The organism is Candidatus Saccharimonadales bacterium (assembly GCA_035317825.1).
In the GTDB taxonomy this organism is placed as follows: domain Bacteria; phylum Patescibacteriota; class Saccharimonadia; order Saccharimonadales; family Saccharimonadaceae; genus DATHGB01.
This window is the reverse complement of sequence record DATHGB010000009.1, coordinates 85,228-102,909: the sequence shown is the minus strand read 5'-3', so window position 1 is coordinate 102,909 and position 17,682 is coordinate 85,228. Positions and strand designations below refer to the sequence as shown.

General features: G+C 47.3%; 20 protein-coding genes and 1 pseudogene. 17 read left to right on the top strand and 4 right to left on the bottom strand.

The genetic code is table 11. The features are described from left to right. Window positions 1–718 (top strand): hypothetical protein (locus VK497_01345; protein ID HMI09027.1); only part of this gene is annotated, 718 nt, incomplete at its 5' end. A 76-nt stretch (window positions 719–794) separates the two neighbouring features. On the opposite strand, the gene VK497_01340 is transcribed toward VK497_01345, so the two are convergent. Then, window positions 795–1,460, bottom strand: a complete 666-nt coding sequence (locus tag VK497_01340) for a potassium channel family protein (protein HMI09026.1) — start codon at window positions 1,458–1,460, stop codon at window positions 795–797. A 304-nt stretch (window positions 1,461–1,764) separates the two neighbouring features. Here VK497_01340 and VK497_01335 point away from each other — a divergent pair, with 304 nt between their 5' ends. The 6 genes and pseudogenes from VK497_01335 (at window position 1,765) to leuS (ending at window position 9,510) form a co-directional block, all read left to right on the top strand. Then, window positions 1,765–2,184 (top strand): hypothetical protein, encoded by a 420-nt coding sequence (locus VK497_01335; GenBank protein ID HMI09025.1) that lies wholly within the window; start codon window positions 1,765–1,767, stop codon window positions 2,182–2,184. Between the two features lies 1 nt (window position 2,185). Further along, window positions 2,186–3,406: pseudogene (locus VK497_01330) on the top strand (glutathionylspermidine synthase family protein). Window positions 3,407–3,719: 313 nt separating this feature from the next. After that, complete coding sequence (locus tag VK497_01325) at window positions 3,720–4,379, top strand: DUF350 domain-containing protein (protein ID HMI09024.1); 660 nt, start codon at window positions 3,720–3,722, stop codon at window positions 4,377–4,379. 166 nt (window positions 4,380–4,545) lie between these two features. After that, window positions 4,546–5,829 (top strand): Mur ligase family protein, encoded by a 1,284-nt coding sequence (locus VK497_01320; GenBank protein HMI09023.1) that lies wholly within the window; start codon window positions 4,546–4,548, stop codon window positions 5,827–5,829. Between the two features lie 67 nt (window positions 5,830–5,896). Continuing rightward, window positions 5,897–7,024 carry a hypothetical protein gene (locus VK497_01315; GenBank protein ID HMI09022.1) on the top strand — a complete coding sequence of 376 codons (1,128 nt, stop codon included), beginning with the start codon at window positions 5,897–5,899 and terminating at the stop codon, window positions 7,022–7,024. Between the two features lie 53 nt (window positions 7,025–7,077). Continuing rightward, window positions 7,078–9,510, top strand: a complete 2,433-nt coding sequence (leuS, locus tag VK497_01310; protein ID HMI09021.1) for a leucine--tRNA ligase — start codon at window positions 7,078–7,080, stop codon at window positions 9,508–9,510. Window position 9,511: 1 nt separating this feature from the next. On the opposite strand, the gene VK497_01305 is transcribed toward leuS, so the two are convergent. Beyond that, window positions 9,512–10,063 carry a hypothetical protein gene (locus VK497_01305; protein ID HMI09020.1) on the bottom strand — a complete coding sequence of 184 codons (552 nt, stop codon included), beginning with the start codon at window positions 10,061–10,063 and terminating at the stop codon, window positions 9,512–9,514. Window positions 10,064–10,179: 116 nt separating this feature from the next. On the opposite strand from VK497_01305, the gene VK497_01300 reads away from it, so the two are divergent. The 6 genes from VK497_01300 to VK497_01275 all read left to right on the top strand — a co-directional run bounded on the left by VK497_01300 (window position 10,180) and on the right by VK497_01275 (window position 12,998). Further along, on the top strand, window positions 10,180–10,326 hold the full coding sequence (locus tag VK497_01300) for a hypothetical protein (protein HMI09019.1): 147 nt from the start codon (window positions 10,180–10,182) through the stop codon (window positions 10,324–10,326). A 60-nt stretch (window positions 10,327–10,386) separates the two neighbouring features. Beyond that, window positions 10,387–10,848, top strand: a complete 462-nt coding sequence (gene nusB, locus VK497_01295; GenBank protein HMI09018.1) for a transcription antitermination factor NusB — start codon at window positions 10,387–10,389, stop codon at window positions 10,846–10,848. Next, complete coding sequence (locus VK497_01290; protein HMI09017.1) at window positions 10,829–11,323, top strand: NUDIX domain-containing protein; 495 nt, start codon at window positions 10,829–10,831, stop codon at window positions 11,321–11,323. Before nusB ends, VK497_01290 begins: the two co-directional genes overlap by 20 nt. Continuing rightward, a complete protein-coding gene (rnc, locus tag VK497_01285; GenBank protein ID HMI09016.1) occupies window positions 11,323–12,042 on the top strand; it encodes a ribonuclease III in 720 nt (239 codons plus the stop codon). The genes VK497_01290 and rnc overlap by 1 nt, the downstream gene beginning before the upstream one ends. 77 nt (window positions 12,043–12,119) lie before the next feature. Beyond that, window positions 12,120–12,491, top strand: a complete 372-nt coding sequence (rpsP, locus tag VK497_01280) for a 30S ribosomal protein S16 (GenBank protein HMI09015.1) — start codon at window positions 12,120–12,122, stop codon at window positions 12,489–12,491. Window positions 12,492–12,605: 114 nt separating this feature from the next. Then, window positions 12,606–12,998 (top strand): KH domain-containing protein, encoded by a 393-nt coding sequence (locus VK497_01275; protein HMI09014.1) that lies wholly within the window; start codon window positions 12,606–12,608, stop codon window positions 12,996–12,998. 137 nt (window positions 12,999–13,135) lie between these two features. Here VK497_01275 and VK497_01270 read toward each other — a convergent pair whose 3' ends face one another. Further along, a complete protein-coding gene (locus tag VK497_01270) occupies window positions 13,136–13,462 on the bottom strand; it encodes a hypothetical protein (GenBank protein ID HMI09013.1) in 327 nt (108 codons plus the stop codon). 122 nt (window positions 13,463–13,584) lie between these two features. Here VK497_01270 and trmD point away from each other — a divergent pair, with 122 nt between their 5' ends. The 3 genes from trmD (at window position 13,585) to VK497_01255 (ending at window position 15,527) form a co-directional block, all read left to right on the top strand. Further along, window positions 13,585–14,238, top strand: a complete 654-nt coding sequence (trmD, locus tag VK497_01265) for a tRNA (guanosine(37)-N1)-methyltransferase TrmD (GenBank protein HMI09012.1) — start codon at window positions 13,585–13,587, stop codon at window positions 14,236–14,238. Between the two features lie 204 nt (window positions 14,239–14,442). Beyond that, window positions 14,443–14,925 carry a MauE/DoxX family redox-associated membrane protein gene (locus VK497_01260; GenBank protein HMI09011.1) on the top strand — a complete coding sequence of 161 codons (483 nt, stop codon included), beginning with the start codon at window positions 14,443–14,445 and terminating at the stop codon, window positions 14,923–14,925. 59 nt (window positions 14,926–14,984) lie between these two features. Next, the gene (locus VK497_01255) at window positions 14,985–15,527 is read left to right on the top strand and encodes a hypothetical protein (GenBank protein ID HMI09010.1); all 543 of its coding nucleotides are present in this window, start codon (window positions 14,985–14,987) and stop codon (window positions 15,525–15,527) included. Here the strand turns inward: VK497_01255 and VK497_01250 are convergent. After that, window positions 15,524–16,315, bottom strand: coding sequence for a YaaA family protein (locus VK497_01250; GenBank protein ID HMI09009.1), 792 nt, complete (start codon window positions 16,313–16,315; stop codon window positions 15,524–15,526). The two genes, VK497_01255 and VK497_01250, sit on opposite strands and share 4 nt — an antisense overlap. Window positions 16,316–16,470: 155 nt before the next feature. Between VK497_01250 and VK497_01245 the strand changes: the two genes are divergently transcribed. After that, entirely contained in the window at window positions 16,471–17,682 is a 1,212-nt protein-coding gene (locus VK497_01245; GenBank protein HMI09008.1) for a hypothetical protein, read from the top strand.

Genomic DNA, 17,682 nt, shown 5'->3' with positions numbered 1-17,682 from the left:
TATTGTTTACGATGCAGATGCAGCCACTTATCCAAGTGTTCTTGCCAAAATGCGAGCGTCTGACATTGGCTGGGTCTATATTACTGACGATGTATTGCCAAATCCATACGATGGAGCTGTGAGTTATTGGAATACGGAAGTGAGTGATGTTGCAACACTACCTCCAAGCCTAATACCTAATCGTGGTCCAAGTAACGTGCCAACAGGTTGTATCGATTTGCAGAGCGCAGTGTCACAGAACGCGCCTGGTCCTAATACACCTACATCCAGTCTATTAAATGCTAACCTTACGATTGATAATGACGCTGCCGCAGAGCAAATCGCATACAGCTCAAGCCGCGTCGCCTTTACGTTACCGGCTGGCGTAACGCTTGCGAGCGCAAGCGGAACTAGCTGGACGTGTGCTGGAAACTCCTGCACCTACGCTGCAAACCTTGCGCCAGGTGTCTCGTCGACTGCGCTTGCGGCTCAGTTTACGACTGATTGTAGCTTTACGAGCGGGTCAATCGATTACTCGATTACTGGATTTAACAATCAAGTATTTGATACGGGGTCGTTGGCCGTGCAGCCGCCTGCCTGTCCGAATGGAACGATGGCAAACGCTACACTAGCTGAGACGGGCGGGCCACTGTCGCTACCTATTGCTATCGGAGCGGGAATGTTAGCTCTAGGCATGATTATCAAGATACTTCCTGTTCTAAAGCGAAATAATAAATAGTTTAAACCTATGCAAAAAGGCATCCGATTAACGAATGCCTTGTGCATCACCTTCCGCGGTGAATGTTCGTGTCAGTTCATGCTGTCTGTGTGATCCTTCCACTTTCGTGTATGGGCAGAGTGTAATCTGCTGCCTCGTAGTCTTCGTTCGGATCAGGCTGATCCGGAAGATCGACGAGACTACCGTCAGGTAGACGCCCGGGCGTTGGAGGTAGTTTGTCGCTACAACCGAGGTGCTCGGCGATGACGACAAGGCTCAGGACGATCCACCGCGCCCACTGGCAGGTCAGACCCACGACCCAGAACAGCCACTCCTGCTCGCGGTGGGTGAAGACGCTCAGCTTCTTGAAGATCTTCATCAAGATGTGGGCGCCGATGGCAAGCCCGCAGTAGAAGATCCAGAAGTGCTGAAAACCGTCCGCAAGAATTCTGCCGACCGACGTTTTGGGGTAGAAATCGCCGTAGCCGATCGTAAGGGCAGCCACGCCGGACCACCAGTACGCTTCGACAAAGCTCCACTTCTCGACGAAGTGAAATATCAAAATCGCAAGAATGCGTGTCAGGACATACGCTAGGAGGACCCAGCGCAGTTTGCTCGTCATGGCCAGGACGAAGTGCGTGAACTTCTTGGTTGCAGGAAGCTTCGCAATCCGTTCAACTGCCCAGGTAGTTCCCTGGACAAAAGCCATGACAATCCAGGCGACTCCTCGCAGGACCAGTTTTGCTGCATTGACAATGAACATAAACCTCAACCTCTTTTTGTCGTGGTGGAAGGGATGCTTAAGTATTTATAACATTAAAATGCTAAAAAGTAAACAATTCTAAGACGTATCATTGACAAAAATGCTAAAAAATACTACAATACATCAGATTAATTTGTGTTGAAATATGTCAATTCTTATCTGTAATTATGGCGGTGATTACTAATAAGAGGGGATATTCCTCTCTCCCGATGAATATCGGTGCACCTTAACAAGGGAGAACAGTTGATCTAACAACTACCATAGACTTTTAAAACCGACAATCGCTTTACGAAAAGGAAGTGGCATGTCAAAAAAGTTGGGTACATTGAAGCTCGCTGGCGTCTTAACGTCTAGCGCGCTGGTGGCAGCCAGTCTGACTGGCTGTTCACCCTCCGGAAATTCCGATGATGCAGAGGACGAACAGGTCTACTGCGCCCTAGAAGATGGCACGATCCTCGACCCTTCTGAATGCGAGAGGAGGAACAGCTCCGGTGGGGGCAGCAGCATCTTCATCTGGCACGCCCCCGGCGCTACCTACAGGGACAACTTCAAGCCTGGGGACAAGCTGCCGACGGGAGGGAGCAAGTTCCCTTACAACGACTCAGCTTCCCGCACGGCAATGAAGCTTCCCGCGACCGGGAAGATCACTACGGGTGGCTTTGGAACCAAGGTGAGCGGGAGTGGTGGCTTCGGCAAGGGCTTCGGCGTCTCAAGGGGGGGCTGAAATGCAGCGAGTCGACAATGGCAAGATCCGGCCTGGATGGCAGAAGCTCATCTATGACCACGGTCTTGTCTACAACCCCACGGAGATGCCTGACGGAACCGTTAAGTCCTACTGGCGGGAGGGGAAGTTCTACACCTTCACTCTCCCCCAGGTGGAACGAATGGAAAAGGACGCCGTCACCGTTTTCAAGATGGTGGAGGCGGCCGGCTGGTACATTCTGCGTCACCCCGAAATCCTGCGCAAGATGGGAATTCCCGAACTTGCGTGGCCGATGATCAAAAACAGCTGGAGGCGCGAACCCGATTGGGGGAGTGTCTATGGCCGTTTCGATTTTCGGTACGACGGTGAACAGCTGAGTCTGCTAGAGTTCAATGCTGACACCCCAACTTCGCTTTTGGAGTCGGCGATTGCCCAGCATTACTGGCACACTCAGACTGGACAGGGCACTGATCAGTGGAATCGGATTTTCGAAGCCCTGGTCGAAGCCTGGGGGCGTAACCTGCTACAAATCAAGGAACACCTCGGCTACAAGCCCACGGTGGTCTTTGTCTACGACGAAACAGACGAGTCTGGAGAAGACTACGGCAACATTCTCACCAACGAGGATGCCTGCCGAGCTGCGGGGTACAATACTCGCAACATGTCGATCCAAGATATCTGCTACAACTCGGAGGATGGGCGATTCTATGAGTCGGCCGATGGACCCCACCTTGATGTAGTGTTCAAGCTTTACCCGTGGGAAATGATGGTGGAGGATGACTTCGCCGAAGCAGCATTTCGTGATATGGCACGACCAGGTGGAACTATCTGGATCGAGCCACCTTACAAGATGCTGTGGTCAAACAAGGGCATCCTTGCGGTGCTCTGGAAGCTGTTTGGCACCGACCCCGAAAAGAGCCAGCTGCTTTTGCCAGCTTACTTCGAGGACGAAATGCCTGAGGACTGGAAGACCTATGTCCTCAAACCGCTTCTTGGCCGCGAAGGTGCCAATGTCAGGATCGTCAAAAACGGTGAAGTGATTGTTGACATGGAAGGTCCGTACGACGGACCGGCCATCGTTCAGGCATTCGCTCCGTTGCCAAACTTTCCTGGGTTCAACGACAAGGGTGTGCACGAAGCCAACCATCCAGTGCTAGGCATTTGGATGATCGACGGCGTGCCCGCGGGTCTAGGAATCCGTGAAAGTTCTGGCCTGGTGACTGATAACCTCAGTCACTTTGTTCCGCACGTAATCGACTATGAAGACGAAAGTCGTCTTCGGAAGTGGTGGAAATATGTTTCTCGACTTTTTGCGAGCGTTTCGCGAGAGTGCTCCCGGCGTTGCGATTCCGTTCGCAACCGCAACGCTGTTCGTGGTCGTGCTGTGGCACACCGTGAACAAGATCACCCCGTTCAACGTCAACGAAGTGCTGTTCAGCAAGGGCGGCACTGCTTACACCATTCAACGCCTATCACTGGTCGTCGGTCAAGCGATCGGCATGCTCCACATCTTCAAGTACTCCATTCACGACGATGGCTATGGGGTCATCGGATGGATGTTACTGGAAGGTGCGTGGGTATTCGCCGCGCTTTTGTTGGTGCGTCCGGTCGTCGACTGGGTCGTGCTGCGCAAAGTGCGCAATATCGACGAGCTCCTGAAGGGCAACAAGGCTGTCGGGGCGGTCGAGGCAGGGTTCTACATCTGCGCCGGCTTCGCTCTGAACGGTTCGCTTGATGGTCAGGCATCGTCGGTGTTAAAGAGTATGGAAAGCACGGTAGTCTTCGGAGTGCTCGGCTTGCTGCTGGTCGTGGGGGTGTTCGTGTTCATTCACGAACGGATCACCCGCTTTCAGCTCCGTAAGGTTCTGCGAGACGGGGGTAAGCGGTACAACCTGCAAGACGAGATCGCGCAGGGCAACCTGGCGGCGGCCTACGAGGTCGCCGGCATGTTGATCGGCACATCCATGGTGGTACGTGAGGGTGTTGCCGGCGACTTCAGTGGGTGGCGTTCCGGTTTTGCCGGGTTCTTCGCTACGACGTTGGTCGCCGTGATCGGTCTGTACTTGGCCCGCTGGCTCATCGACCGCCTGGTGCTCACCAACTGCACCGTCAAGGAGATCCTGGAGCAGAACCAGATCAACGCCGGCGCCGTCATGATGGCGCTGGTGATCGTGATGGCGCTCTTTCTCTCTACGGCGATCAGGTTGCAACTGTAGCGACCTGACTGTTCTCCCTGCCCAACCTGGGCCCGATTCCTCTTCGTGAGTGAGTCGGGCCCAGGAGGCCTTACAACTTTTGTATGAGTAACTAATTTTAGTTATTGATCTAAGAGCTGAACGAATTTGCTCCTTTGCCTACCTATCGTTTATGATAGGGGTAAGCATGTTCAAAAAAATCATCCAAAAACGTCTTGAAGATTATGTTCGAAAATATTTCCGTAAACACCCGGAGGTAAAACTCGTTGTCGTTACGGGTAGTGTCGGTAAAACCAGCACGAAACGCGCCATTGCGACGCTACTATCTACACGCTATCGGGTTGCACTACATGAGGGAAACCACAATACCGACATGAGTGTCCCACTCGCCATCTTGGGAGTTGAGTATCCTGCATTAGATAAGCTCAAAAATCCTTTTGCATGGCTGTCTATTTTTGCGGCTGCCCGCAAGCGTATCAACCAACCTACGGGAGTAGACGTTATCGTGCAAGAGCTTGGATCAGACAAGCCGGGTGACATTGCCGCATTTGGCAAGTATATGCGGCCGTATATCGGTGTCGTTACTGCTGTTACTGCTGAACACATGGAGTTTTTCAAAACTATGGATGTGGTCGCAGAAGAAGAACTAACAGCTGCTAACTTTTCTGAAATTGCCATCATTAACCGGGACGATGTTGATGGTGGGTATGCAAAATACCTAATCAACTCAAATGTTGATACGTACGGTACGACAGGTCTGGCCGAGTATCGTTTCGAAGAAGAAGATTTTGCTCTGGAAACAGGCTATAAAGGACAGGTAATCACCCCCGAATTCGACCAATCTATACAGGCAACTATTAAAGTTGTGGGCGAGCATAGTCTTCGTCCCGCGATGGGGGCTGTAGCTGTAGCGGTGAAACTAGGGCTAACAATCGACGAGATAGCAAAAGGCCTAGGGCTAATTCGAGCCGTTCCAGGCCGTATGAATTTACTGCGTGGAATTGATGACACGATTATTATTGATGATACGTATAATTCTAGTCCGGTTGCGGCTAGTTCGGCATTACAGACGCTGTACAGTCTTCAAGTTCCTCAACGGGTTGTTATTTTAGGATCGATGAATGAACTTGGTGAGTCTTCTGAGGGCGAGCATCAAAAATTGGGCGCACTATGTGATGCAAGTCTGTTGTCTTGGGTAGTGACCGTTGGCGACGACGCAGAGAAATACCTTGCCCCTGCGGCACGCGCACGGGGATGCCAGGTTAAAAGTTTCAAAAGCGCAATCGATGCTGGTGGTTTTGTCCGTAGCGTCGTAGAACCTGGTGCGGCAATCCTTGCAAAAGGCTCGCAAAATGGCGGCTACGTCGAAGAAGCAGTGAAGGTTTTGTGTGTTCTTAGTGAAGAAGATGAGCTAGTACGGCAATCAGCTGACTGGATGAGAGTTAAGAACGCATTCTTTTCTAAATTCTGATACTCTCCTTTTTGCACATGATATGCTATAAATATAAGCATAATGCGTGTACGTGCAAGGAGTATGCATGAAAAACGACGAATTCAACTCTTTTGACAGACATAGTAGGCAAGAAAAGATACCTATACCTATGCCTTTTCAATCCAATACTCCTGGCGAACCTACTCCTGCGCCCACAGTTCCCAAGCGCCGCAGTAAAAAACTTATTATTATCGGTATCATCATTGCTATTGTTGCCGTTATTCTTGGCGCAGGCAGCGTACTCGCATATAATTTCTGGTATCAGAACCCTGAAAAGGTGGTGGCCGATAGCGTTATGAACGCGATTAAAGCAAAAACACTTACCTTTACTGGGTTAATGGACGTGACAAATGGTGCGACTAAAGTAAAAATAGAGATTGATGGTGCGACCGACCGAGCCAAGGGAAACGTAAACGTTAAGGCTACTCTTGATATGGGAGGACGGCCGGTTACGGTAAATGGCAGCGGGCTCATAGATGGTGAAGGCACTCTTTATTTCAAGGTCAAGAATGTAAAAGATGTCGTTAAGGCATACAGCGGGGTTATTCTTCCAGGGTCTCAAGACGTTTTTGACCAGTTAATTGCTAAAATTGATGATCGTTGGGTCAAGATAAGTGCTGCTGATACGAAACAATTCAGCGTAGCAACCAGCAAAATGCAAAAATGTATCGGCGATACGATCACTAAGTTCCAAAGTGACAAAGCAGCTACGGACGAGGTTGCAAATATCTACAAGAAAAATAAATTCCTAACTATCGAACAAAACCTCGGGACTAAAGACGGCAGCCTCGGGTATACGATTAAAAGCAACAACGAGGGGGCAAAAGGCTTTGCCCGAGAACTAAAAAATACCCGTGTGTTTAAATCGCTGCAGGATTGTGATCCAAACATTACGATTGATGAAAATAATGCGGTAGCATCTGACAAAAATGCCGCGAACGAAACGCGAATGGAAGTATGGGTGAGTCAATGGTCGCACGAAATTACAAAGTTTAGCACCAAGGACGAAACTGGTCCTGAAAAAAGAACCTTCGTTTTTGAACCAGTCTTTAATAAAACAGCTAATGTGACTGTACCAGAAAAATCGGTGACAATTGACGAACTCAAAACCGAAATTGAGACACTTATACAATCCGTCTATGCCGGTATGGCTAAAGCGCAAATACAAAGCTAAGATCTGTAACGCTTTTTCCTACCAGGGGTGAAAAGTTTGTTATACTAGAACGCATGAAGCGTTACAATCCCTCCGATATTGAACCCAAGTGGCAGGTTATTTGGGAAGACCAAAAAACATACGATGTCGAAGAGGATCTTAGCAAGCAAAAACTCTATATTTCCTGTATGTTTCCATACCCAAGTGGCGCAGGTATGCACACGGGCCATGCGTTCGAACATGCAATTGTCGATTCAATCGCTCGCTTTCACCGAGCGCACGGCAAAAACGTTCTTAATCCAATGGGTTGGGACTCATTCGGGCTGCCTGCGGAAAACTATGCTATTAAAACGGGGACAGCACCTGCAGTTGTTACGAAAACGAATATCGCAAACTTCAAAAACCAGCTAAAACGCATGGGCGTCAGTATCGACTGGTCGCGTGAGATTAATACATCCGACCCCGAATATTACCGCTGGACCCAGTGGATCTTTACGAAGTTTTTTGAACGCGGACTCGCCTACCAAAAAGAGAGTTTGCAATGGTGGTGTCCGGTAGATAAAACAGTACTCGCAAACGAACAAGTCGAAGGTGGCAAATGCTGGCGTTGTGGCAGCGAAGTTATCAAAAAATCCATGAACCAATGGTTCTTCAAGATCACGGATTATGCTGACGCGCTTTTAGATGAAATCGAAGATTTAGACTGGCCACAAAAGATTAAAACTGCTCAAACAAACTGGATTGGCCGTTCTCAAGGTGCCGAAATTGAATTTGTGGTTGACGATACGAAAGATATAATCACTGTTTTTTCAACTCGACCAGATACGATTTTTGGTGCGACGTTTGTTGTCCTTGCACCCGAACACGAGCTCGCTAAAAAACTTGCAGCAAGTGAATTTAAAGAATCAGTTGAGAAGTATATTACCGAGTCTGTTAAAAAATCCGAAATCGAGCGCATGACCGATAGTAAAGATAAAACAGGCGTCTTCACGGGAAGCTATGCAATTAACCCGACAACAGGTGAAAAAGTGCCTATTTGGATCGCCGATTACGTACTTGCTGGCTATGGAACGGGTGCAGTTATGGCGGTACCAGCACATGATGAGCGCGACTTTGCGTTTGCAGAAAAATTCAATCTTCCAATCGTTGAAGTTATTGAAAAACCTGAATCTGACGAAGAAATAGGAATATACCACGGCGAAGGCCCACTTATTAACAGCGGAACGTTTGATGGTATGGAAAGTAGCGAAGCTCGCGAAGAGATCGTTGCCTGGCTAGAGCAAGAGAGTAGGGGCAAAAGCAAAGTTACCTACAAAATGCGCGACTGGCTTATTAGTCGTCAGCGCTATTGGGGTGCACCTATCCCGATTATTCACTGTCCCGAACACGGTGCTGTTCCCGTTCCGGAGGATCAATTACCTGTGGTGCTACCAGAACTAAAAGATTTCGCGCCAAAAGGTGATGGCAAATCAACACTTGCCGGTGTAACAGACTGGGTGAACACCGTCTGTCCAACCTGTGGCGGTCCTGCCGAGCGCGAGACCGATACGATGGATGGCTATGCATGTAGCAGCTGGTATCTTTTGCGTTATGCTGATCCACACAATGACAAACAAGCGTGGAATCCTGAAAAAGCCAATTACTGGTCACCTGTTGATTATTACGTAGGTGGCGATCACGCGGTAGCCCATTTACTATACGTTCGTTTTTGGACGCATGTGTTCAAAGACATGGGGCTAACGAATTTCCGTGAACCGGTCAAGAAACTTGTCTACCATGGCTATATTAATGCCGAAGACGGTCGCAAAATGAGCAAGAGCCTGGGGAATGTCATTGATCCGCTTGACATTATCGACCAGGGTTACGGTGCCGATGCACTCCGCACCTATGTGTTGTTCATGGGGCCGATCGAGCTTGATGCACCATGGGACTCGCGTGGAATCGCCGGAATTTACCGTTTCCTTAACCGTGTTTGGGTGCTTAACCAAGAATTCCTAGAAAGTAGCAAGCAATTTACTGGTCACGATGATGAAATAAAGCGTCTGCAGCACAAAACGATTAAAAAAGTGACTGACGATTATCACCGGCTTAGCTTTAATACAGCTATCTCTGCGTTAATGGAATATGTGAACGAACTATATAAATTCAAAGTCGATGGTTTTTCAGATGAAGTATGGCATGAGGCTCTAGGTGCGCTTAACCGTATGCTTGCACCATTCGCACCGCACATAAGCGCTGAATTATGGCAACAGCTCGGCAATGATACGATGATCGAGTCTGCCGGTTGGCCGCAGTGGGACGATGCTTTGACTAAGAGCGAGTCCTCGACGATTATCGTTCAGGTAAATGGCAAATTACGAGCTAAGCTAGAAGTTGCGACGGACGCAACACAGGAAGATGTGACCGCAGAGGCGCTAGAACAAGAAAATGTCACCAAATTTATTGGCGACAAAAAACCAGCCAAGGTGATTTATATCCCTGGCCGGCTGATTAATATTGTCGTTTAGCCTAATGGCTAGAACGGGACACCGTACGAGTGTCAATCTTAGATGTATCCCGACGATGCTTAGGGGCTAGTACATGTTTACCTTTTTTTGGAGTCGTAATCTTATCAAAAGGAAACCGAATAAGAAGTGCTGAGCGACCAATCTGAGCATTTGTTGCCGACGCTAGGGCATTTGCGGCATACGTAAGCTTTTCCGCTACTAGACCTCGCAAGGGTTTGGCTTGATGTTCTGCAGCGTGGGGCAAAAAAGGATTCTCTTGCCCTTGTGCGTAATTTGCATGCGTGTGCGCACTCTGATAATCAAGATCTGTATCGAGCATATCTTGCACTAAGACATATGCCCTGTAGGGTGCTTGTTTCTTAGCCAATGCTAGTAACTGCGTATCTTCACTGCCGAGTTCGATATCAGGAAGAGGGATTGTAGGCGGTACTTCTTCTAAAGCGGGTGGCTCCGAAGAATAGTATCCAGGTAAGGCAAGCTCCCTGAGAGCTCCGCTTGGAGGGAGATTATGCGGAGAAGAGTAGTTTGCGTATTCACTTCTGTTGAAAGTCATTTATATATGATAACACTTATGTATATTTATGTCAATACTCTCTTGAGAAATTTAACTAACTTCGCTATAATAGCACCAAGTTATATAATAAAAACCTGAAAAAGGAGAACTTTACCATGGGACAACCTAAAAAGCAAAGCAGCCCGCGCAAGACTGGTCTACGTCGTAGCCACCTTGTTCTAAAGCTTGCTCGTCGTGTAAACGGCAAATCACCAGTCAAGGTACGCACTACAAAGCGTGAAACTGGCAAAGTCACAAAATAACTCTCGTTTGACTACGAGTGATCTTAAAAAAACCTAAAGATAACGAAAGAACCAAACACTATGGCTTCTAACCGCCACCTTGGACGTATTGTTGCACTTCAAACCCTTTACGAGTATGAGTTTCGTACTCAGTCGGAAGATGCTTCTGTCGATATTGACGAAATACTTGGGCGCAATCTGGAACGTTACGAGACCGCGATTGACGATAAACCGTTTGTTAGTGATTTAGTAAAAGGTGTTATTGCCAACCAGGTGGATTTGGATGAAAAAATTCAGCCGATTGCTCCTGATTGGCCAATTGAACAAATTGCGCGTATTGATCGTTCAGTACTGCGTATTGGCCTATATGAACTTCTCTACCTTGCAACTGTCGTGCCGCCAAAAGTGGCGATTAACGAAGCGGTTGAATTAGCTAAAGCGTTTGGTTCTGATAACTCAAGCAAGTTTATTAACGGAGTGCTGGGGACAGCTTACCGTACACTTGTTGAGGGGGAGTCAGGCGATGCAAAATCCAAAGTTTGAACGCTTTAAAAAATATTTCAACCGCCATCGTGCTTCTATTCAAGAAATCGTTCGCGAACCAACAGCTGGTGGTATAGTATTTCGCCGTAATAAAGCAGGCGATGTAGAAATATTATTAATCCAAGATGCCAAAGACCGTTGGACTATTCCAAAAGGTCATATTGAAGAAGGCGAAACAGCACAGCAAACAGCCAAGCGTGAAATTGGTGAAGAAGCAGGACTCCATGATACGGAAGTCCTTGGCTGGCTGGGCAAAATTCATTTTCGCTACCGTCGGATTGACAAACTTGTCCTTATGACAACCCAAATCTACCTTGTCCGCGCCAAAGGCGACACCGATGCTATCCAAAAAGAAGAGTGGATGAACGGTATTAGGTGGTTCAAATTTCACGATGCACTAGATGAAATTGAATACGAAGATATTGGAAAACTGATGTTACTCGCAATGAAAAAAATTCGCCAGGAGAAGCTATAATGAGCGGGATGCAAACGGCGCCATATCAGGATTTTGCCCTAAAAAATTTTGGGTTTGAGTTTAAGAACATCGATCTTCTTATTACTGCGCTGACACACCGTAGCTACGTTAACGAACATAAAAAGAGTGTTAGTGAACACAATGAGCGTCTCGAGTTCTTAGGTGATGCCGTTTTGGAACTTGTCGTGACCGACTCCTTATTCCGTAATCATAGTGAACCGGAAGGTATTTTAACCAGCTGGCGTGCGTCGCTAGTCCGTACTGAAAGTATTAGCGAAGCTGGCCAAAGCCTTGGGTTCGAACCCTTGATGCGCATGAGCAAAGGTGAAAAAAATGGCAGTACCCGTGCACGCGAGCAAATTCTTGCGAATGCTTTCGAAGCTGTCATAGGTTCGATTTACCTTGAACGTGGTTACGAAGATGCGGCCGTCTTTATTGAAAAGCATATTCTTTCTAAATTGGATTCTATTTTAGAGTCTGGTAGCTGGCGCGATCCAAAATCACATCTGCAAGAAGTATCCCAGCGGATTGACGGCCAAACACCGCAGTATAAGGTGTTAGAAGAGGTTGGACCTGATCACGACAAGATATTTAAACTAGGTGTATTCGTTGGTAATAAGAAAATGGGCGAAGGCAGCGGACCAAGCAAGCAGGTAGCCCAACAGCAGGCGGCCAAGACGGCACTTGAAACATACGAGAAACGCACTAAAACAGATTGACGTACGGCCAAAAGTAGTGTAAACTTGGTCAAGAACTAATACAAATTCTATCGTGAAGTAAAGGAAGTTTAATTTATATGCTCGCAATTCGTTTGCAACGTGTTGGCCGTAAAGGCTACCCAGTCTACCGCCTTGCCGTGCAAGAAGCACAACGCCACCCGTCAAGTGGTCGCGTCGTCGCTTATGTCGGCAGCTACAACCCTCATACTAAAGAGGCCACTATTCAAGCTGAAGTAGCTCAGAAATACTTGGACAATGGCGCTCAGCCATCACCTCGTGTCGTTAAACTGCTAAAAGACGGCGGCGTTAAACTTCCTAAATGGGTTCAGGAAGTAACATCTGACAAGCAAAAAACTATTCGTAACGCAGAAAAGCTACGAAAAAACCAGCCAAAAGAAGAAGTGGTTGAAACTCCGGCTGAAGAGCCAGCAGAAGAATCAGCTGAATAATCAATACGATTTTCCTATAAATACCCGTCGCTTTGGCGGGTATTTTTCGTGCTACAATAGAAATACGATATCAATTACGGAATTTACGTACTGAAGACTAAAGCGGAGGGCCAGATGTCAACAATAGACCAGCAATTTGTAGAATATATCGTGAAGTCACTCGTCGGACATCCAGATGATGTTGTCGTTGAACGATTGATTGACGAAAAAGGAGTACTCCTTACTCTTACGGTTAACCCCGAAGACCTCGGGCGTGTTATCGGTAAACGCGGCGTTACCGCACAAAGTTTACGAACACTTTTACGTGCGCTTGGCACGAAAAACGATGCTCGTTATAACCTAAAAATCGTCAATAATGATGATGAGCGCGAAAACTATAGTATCTCATCAGATACTGCATCTGACGACCTTGTGGAAAACGTAACAGATGAGAGTGTGGACAATGAATCTAGTCTTGCAAAGAATACACGAAAAGAGCTTGCAGAACTAGACGACCTCGATATATAATCATAAACAGTTCAATGACACTGAACTGCGAGAAAGCTCTATGCGAGCAACAAAATCACCATATTTGTTGAGAGCCTTGTATGTGTCACTAAACCCGTCTGTAATATGGCGGGTTTTGTGATTCTTGGAATATTGTCCTATAGGGATAAGACGATAGTAGTAAGAATAGTTCCTGCGACAACAAGGGCGGTAATAACAAGAATAACCTTCTTACTCTGTTTAGTGGCTTGTGGCTCGTCAGTGTGATCTAAGAGCCCAGTCGAAGGCCTGACAGGCACAGAGGCTTGCTCGGTGTCATTAGGCGTGTTTGCAAGTGCTCCCTGCGTGAGGTGACGTGCAACAACCGCTGCGTCAGGTTCATCTTCGGGTGCTAGATCCCCGTGCAATGGCTGAAGTGTTAGTTTTTTCGCCTCTGCCAAGCGCCGATCTTCATCGGATGTTGGTGGTTTTTGTTCAAATTCCATAAATCCTCTAATTTCTATGTTCTAGTATAGCAAAACAAAACCTTCAAAACTACCGACTGGGTTATTTAGGTATGTATCGTCACATATAGACATTAAAGTCAATGTACGTTAAGCTTATACAGATGAAGAAAATCCAAATTATTACCTTATTCCCCGAGATGTTCAGCGGCGTGCTGAATGCTTCTATGATGTGGAAAGCGCAAGATAATAAGATCGTTGAATTCGAGACGATTGATCTTCGCGAATTTGGATTAGGTCCACGTCGTCAGGTCGACGATACGCCTTATGGCGGTGGAGACGGCATGCTTTTAAAGCCAGAACCTCTATTCGCGGCGATTGAAAAAGCCAAAGCAAGTGACCCTGCAGCTAAAGTACTTCTCATGACCCCCAAAGGAGAGCGCTGGAAGCAATCTATCGCAAAAGAGTATGCGATAGCCGATCATGGCTATATCTTCGTCTGTGGGCGCTATGAAGGCTATGACGAGCGCATTCTGACACTTGTTGACCAAGAACTAAGTGTGGGCGACTATGTGCTGACAGGTGGTGAACTACCAGCAATGACGATCGTTGATAGTATCGTGCGCCTTATTCCAGGCGTACTCGGCGGGGAAATGAGTGCCGAGATTGAAAGCTTTAGTGACGGAGAGACATTAGAATTTCCGCAATATACCAAGCCAGCGGAATTTAGAGATATGAAAGTACCCGACGTGCTGCTAAGCGGCAATCACGCGGCTATCGCCAAGTGGCGGGAAGAGAACTCTCCGAAAGCAAAATAAAAACACCTGAAATTTTGTCAGGTGTTTTTAAGTTGTGGTGGGTTATCGTAGAGCGATCTGTCACAACATATGTTTTTTGGAGTTTATGTTTGTTTTTGTAACTTTCGCTACCTAGTACAATAAATTAAATTATCAAAAAGCGCAAGCGAAATGATAAAAATAACAACGCTTTCCGTTAAGAGAAATGAAAGGTATACTACTAACATGAGCTTTTTCGTCAATGCAACAGAGGCCAAACACCCTAAGACTAAAAATAGCCAAGTAGCGGCTATGATACTTGCGGCATTTTTGATCGTTATGGTCGTCGGGCAACTTTTCACTTATGAGAAATTTGCCGAGGTTATTAATGGATTCGATTTTTTCCCTAGCAAAGAAACCTCTACGATTGCCGCAGCACTCATTGTGATATTCGAAGTAGCCTCCCTCCCTTTTCTTTTGAGGATGCGACTTAGCCCGTTGGCGCGTGTTATATCCGTAGTTGCCGGTTGGCTAGTGCTACTGTTTTGGTTTGGTATGTCGATATGGCTTAATATTACGTTTAGTTTAGCGCCCAATAGCGGGGTATTAGGCGACACCGTACATCTGCCTATCGGGGAGTGGATGATATCGTTTTTTGGCGCGCTCATACTACTGGATCTTTGGGCATGTGACGGTCTATGGCCCAGAAAATCCCTTCACAAAAAATAGTTGCTGTAATTATCCTTAAAGCGTATGATAAAAGTAACTAATTCAGGGGGTCAAAGGTTATGGAAACTGTGAATAAGCTTGAGGTGACGATCGCAGCATGGTACAAGGGTTTACCGCATTTGCCAGAGGGCGCACGCAAATGGATCACAAATAACATCTGGTGGATTATTCTTGTAGGTGTTATATTGTCGCTGATGGTAATCATTCCAGCGTTTAGCTGGCTATTTATCGGCGGTTCACTTATTGCCACCTATGGGATGTCGCAGTCGGTGTACTATGGAGCGGCTTTTATTCCCGCTATTATTGCCTTGATAATCCTCGTCGTGGATCTTGCATTATCTATAATGGCGATCTCTCCGCTAAAAGCACATCTTAAACGCGGGTGGTCATTGCTGTTCGTAACGATGCTACTAGGAGTCATTTCAGTGATTTTGACACTCTTTTCCAATCAGGATTTCGGTGCGTTTTTATCGGGGCTCATAGGTACGGCAGTCGGGGGCTACTTCCTGTTTGAAATTAGGGATAACTTTAGTATGGTTGCAACTAAAGTACACCCTAAACTAGCCACTACTACCTCAACTGACGCTCCTAAAAAAGCCTAGTCTAGACGCATACTGAGCCCAATACCGCCAAAGGTTTGGCACACGAAAACAGGCCCGCTAGGGGTGCTGAGCTGCTTGTTATATCTATAGCCAATATCGCTAAATTCCGAGAATTTGGCGATATTTGTTGTCCGGCTAGTGATAAGCCACCGCGCGAATGCGCCGCGCGCGATCTTGGCATGTACGACCACGAATGCCGGATCGCCAGTTTTAGGGTCGGCTGTCAAGAATCTTGGGGTAATAACCCGGTTACTATCCATTAACGGCAGTACGGCCTTTGTGTACTCGACGGAAGATACGTTTACGATCGTGCCCTCCGTAGGCAAGCATCTGGCAATTGCATCGCTCCAATACGCGTAGAGGTTTGTAAACTTTGGATCAGGTAACCGGTAGGCCATTTCCAGCCGGTAAGAGCAGATTCCGTCGTATGGCCGGATTACCCCGTATAATCCCGATAAAATGCGAAGGGTTTTGTCGGCGTAATCCCGATCACTCTTGGAGAGTTCGCTTGCCCGAAGTCCACTATAGATATCCCCAACGAAACTATCTATCGCAATAGATTGTCTGCCGGGGCTGTCAGACCAGTCAGCTATCAGTTTATGCGTCTTGCCGGCTAGGGTCGAAGAAACGTGCATGCATTTTGCGATTTCCTCGGGTGAAAGCGTTTTAAGGTAGATTCCGATTTCTTTTGCCTGCTTGCCTAAGAGGGGTCGATGTAGCGGTTGGGTTTGAGTAGAAGGGCGCATTGTTTTAGACGAATGTAGCAAGATTGTAAGTGGCATATCCATATGTCTATCATATCAGCTGGCGCACACCAGTGTTAACATGAGCAATATAACTTATTTTCCAATTCATCCAAATCATAGTACAGTTATTATTAATGACGTTGACGATAAAAAAGCAACTGCGCTTCAAGCGAAGATCGACAGGGGTAATGATAGGGATGATCGGTACAATTGCTTTATTCGGCGCGCCTTTGTCGCAGGCGATGGTTGTTCGTTCGCCCGCGAAGCTGACAATAGCAGATACGGGGCTGTCAAATTCTAAAAAGAACAATCAATCCACTAAACCCGTTACTGAAAATAAAAAAACCGTACCTAAGACACCTGCAGTACAGATCCGTTCATCTGACTGTCAATCTTCAGCACCAATGCGGCCAGGTTTAAATTCCTCGGAATCTCCGCAACTGAGGAAGCTGTCACAGTATGAGAAAGTATGTGGAAGCGGGATCATAAATCAGCTGTCATTTTTTGTGGCAATGCCCACGACGGCCGGGGAAGCGAGCGAATATGCGCGTAACGTCGCTGCCCAGCTACGGGAGTTCGCAACCTACGGTATTGCGCCACTTGTATTTTTAGAACCAACAACCGCGTCGGGGCTGGTCGACATGAAAGCGTTTCGGGCGGGAAATTATGACACGGTGCTCGATGCCTATTTTAGCGCTTTAAAGTCTGCGCAGATAACGGATCAGATGATGGGGACATGGGTGTCTTTTCCTGAGGGAAATATTCCCGTATGGACAAGCGTTGATCCAGGTGATTTCGTAGCGAGTGTGACAAAAACAGTAACGTTCCAAAAGAAATATTTCCCAAGCAGTAGAGCAAGCATTATGTTGGATACGCTTTCGTATCCTTCTGCGGCTAATTGGAACGACGGGAAAGCCGTTAGCCTATTGCCGTATGTAAGCGGCATTCCCGGCGGGCTTATAGATAGCTTTGGTCTGCAAGGTTTTCCTTGGACTCCGGCTGCCAACGAAACGGGTTCGAATAATGGAGCGCCAAAAAACTATTTGCGAGTTAGCTTGGCTGCAGAGGCAGCAAGAGCATTAAACGTTAAAAATATTTGGCTGAATACGGGCACGTTTGGTGTTAAATATGCTAATCAATCAGGCCGGCAGGTAGGTGTTTCGTCTGCGCAGCGCCTTGCGTCATTAATCGAGACCGTCGCACAAGCAAAAACACTGCAAGCTGGGGGCTTTGCAGTGTCGATGCATCTTTTTGCAGAAGATAAGTCACGCGTACCCGAGGCGACTGACTGGTCGTATTGGCCAAGTGGCCAATCAGGTACGAGTGCTTCAACCACTGCATTCAAGACTTTTGCTCATGATCTTCAGGCTGCGAATATTCCTCTTTGGTTATTCGACGCTGATGAATAG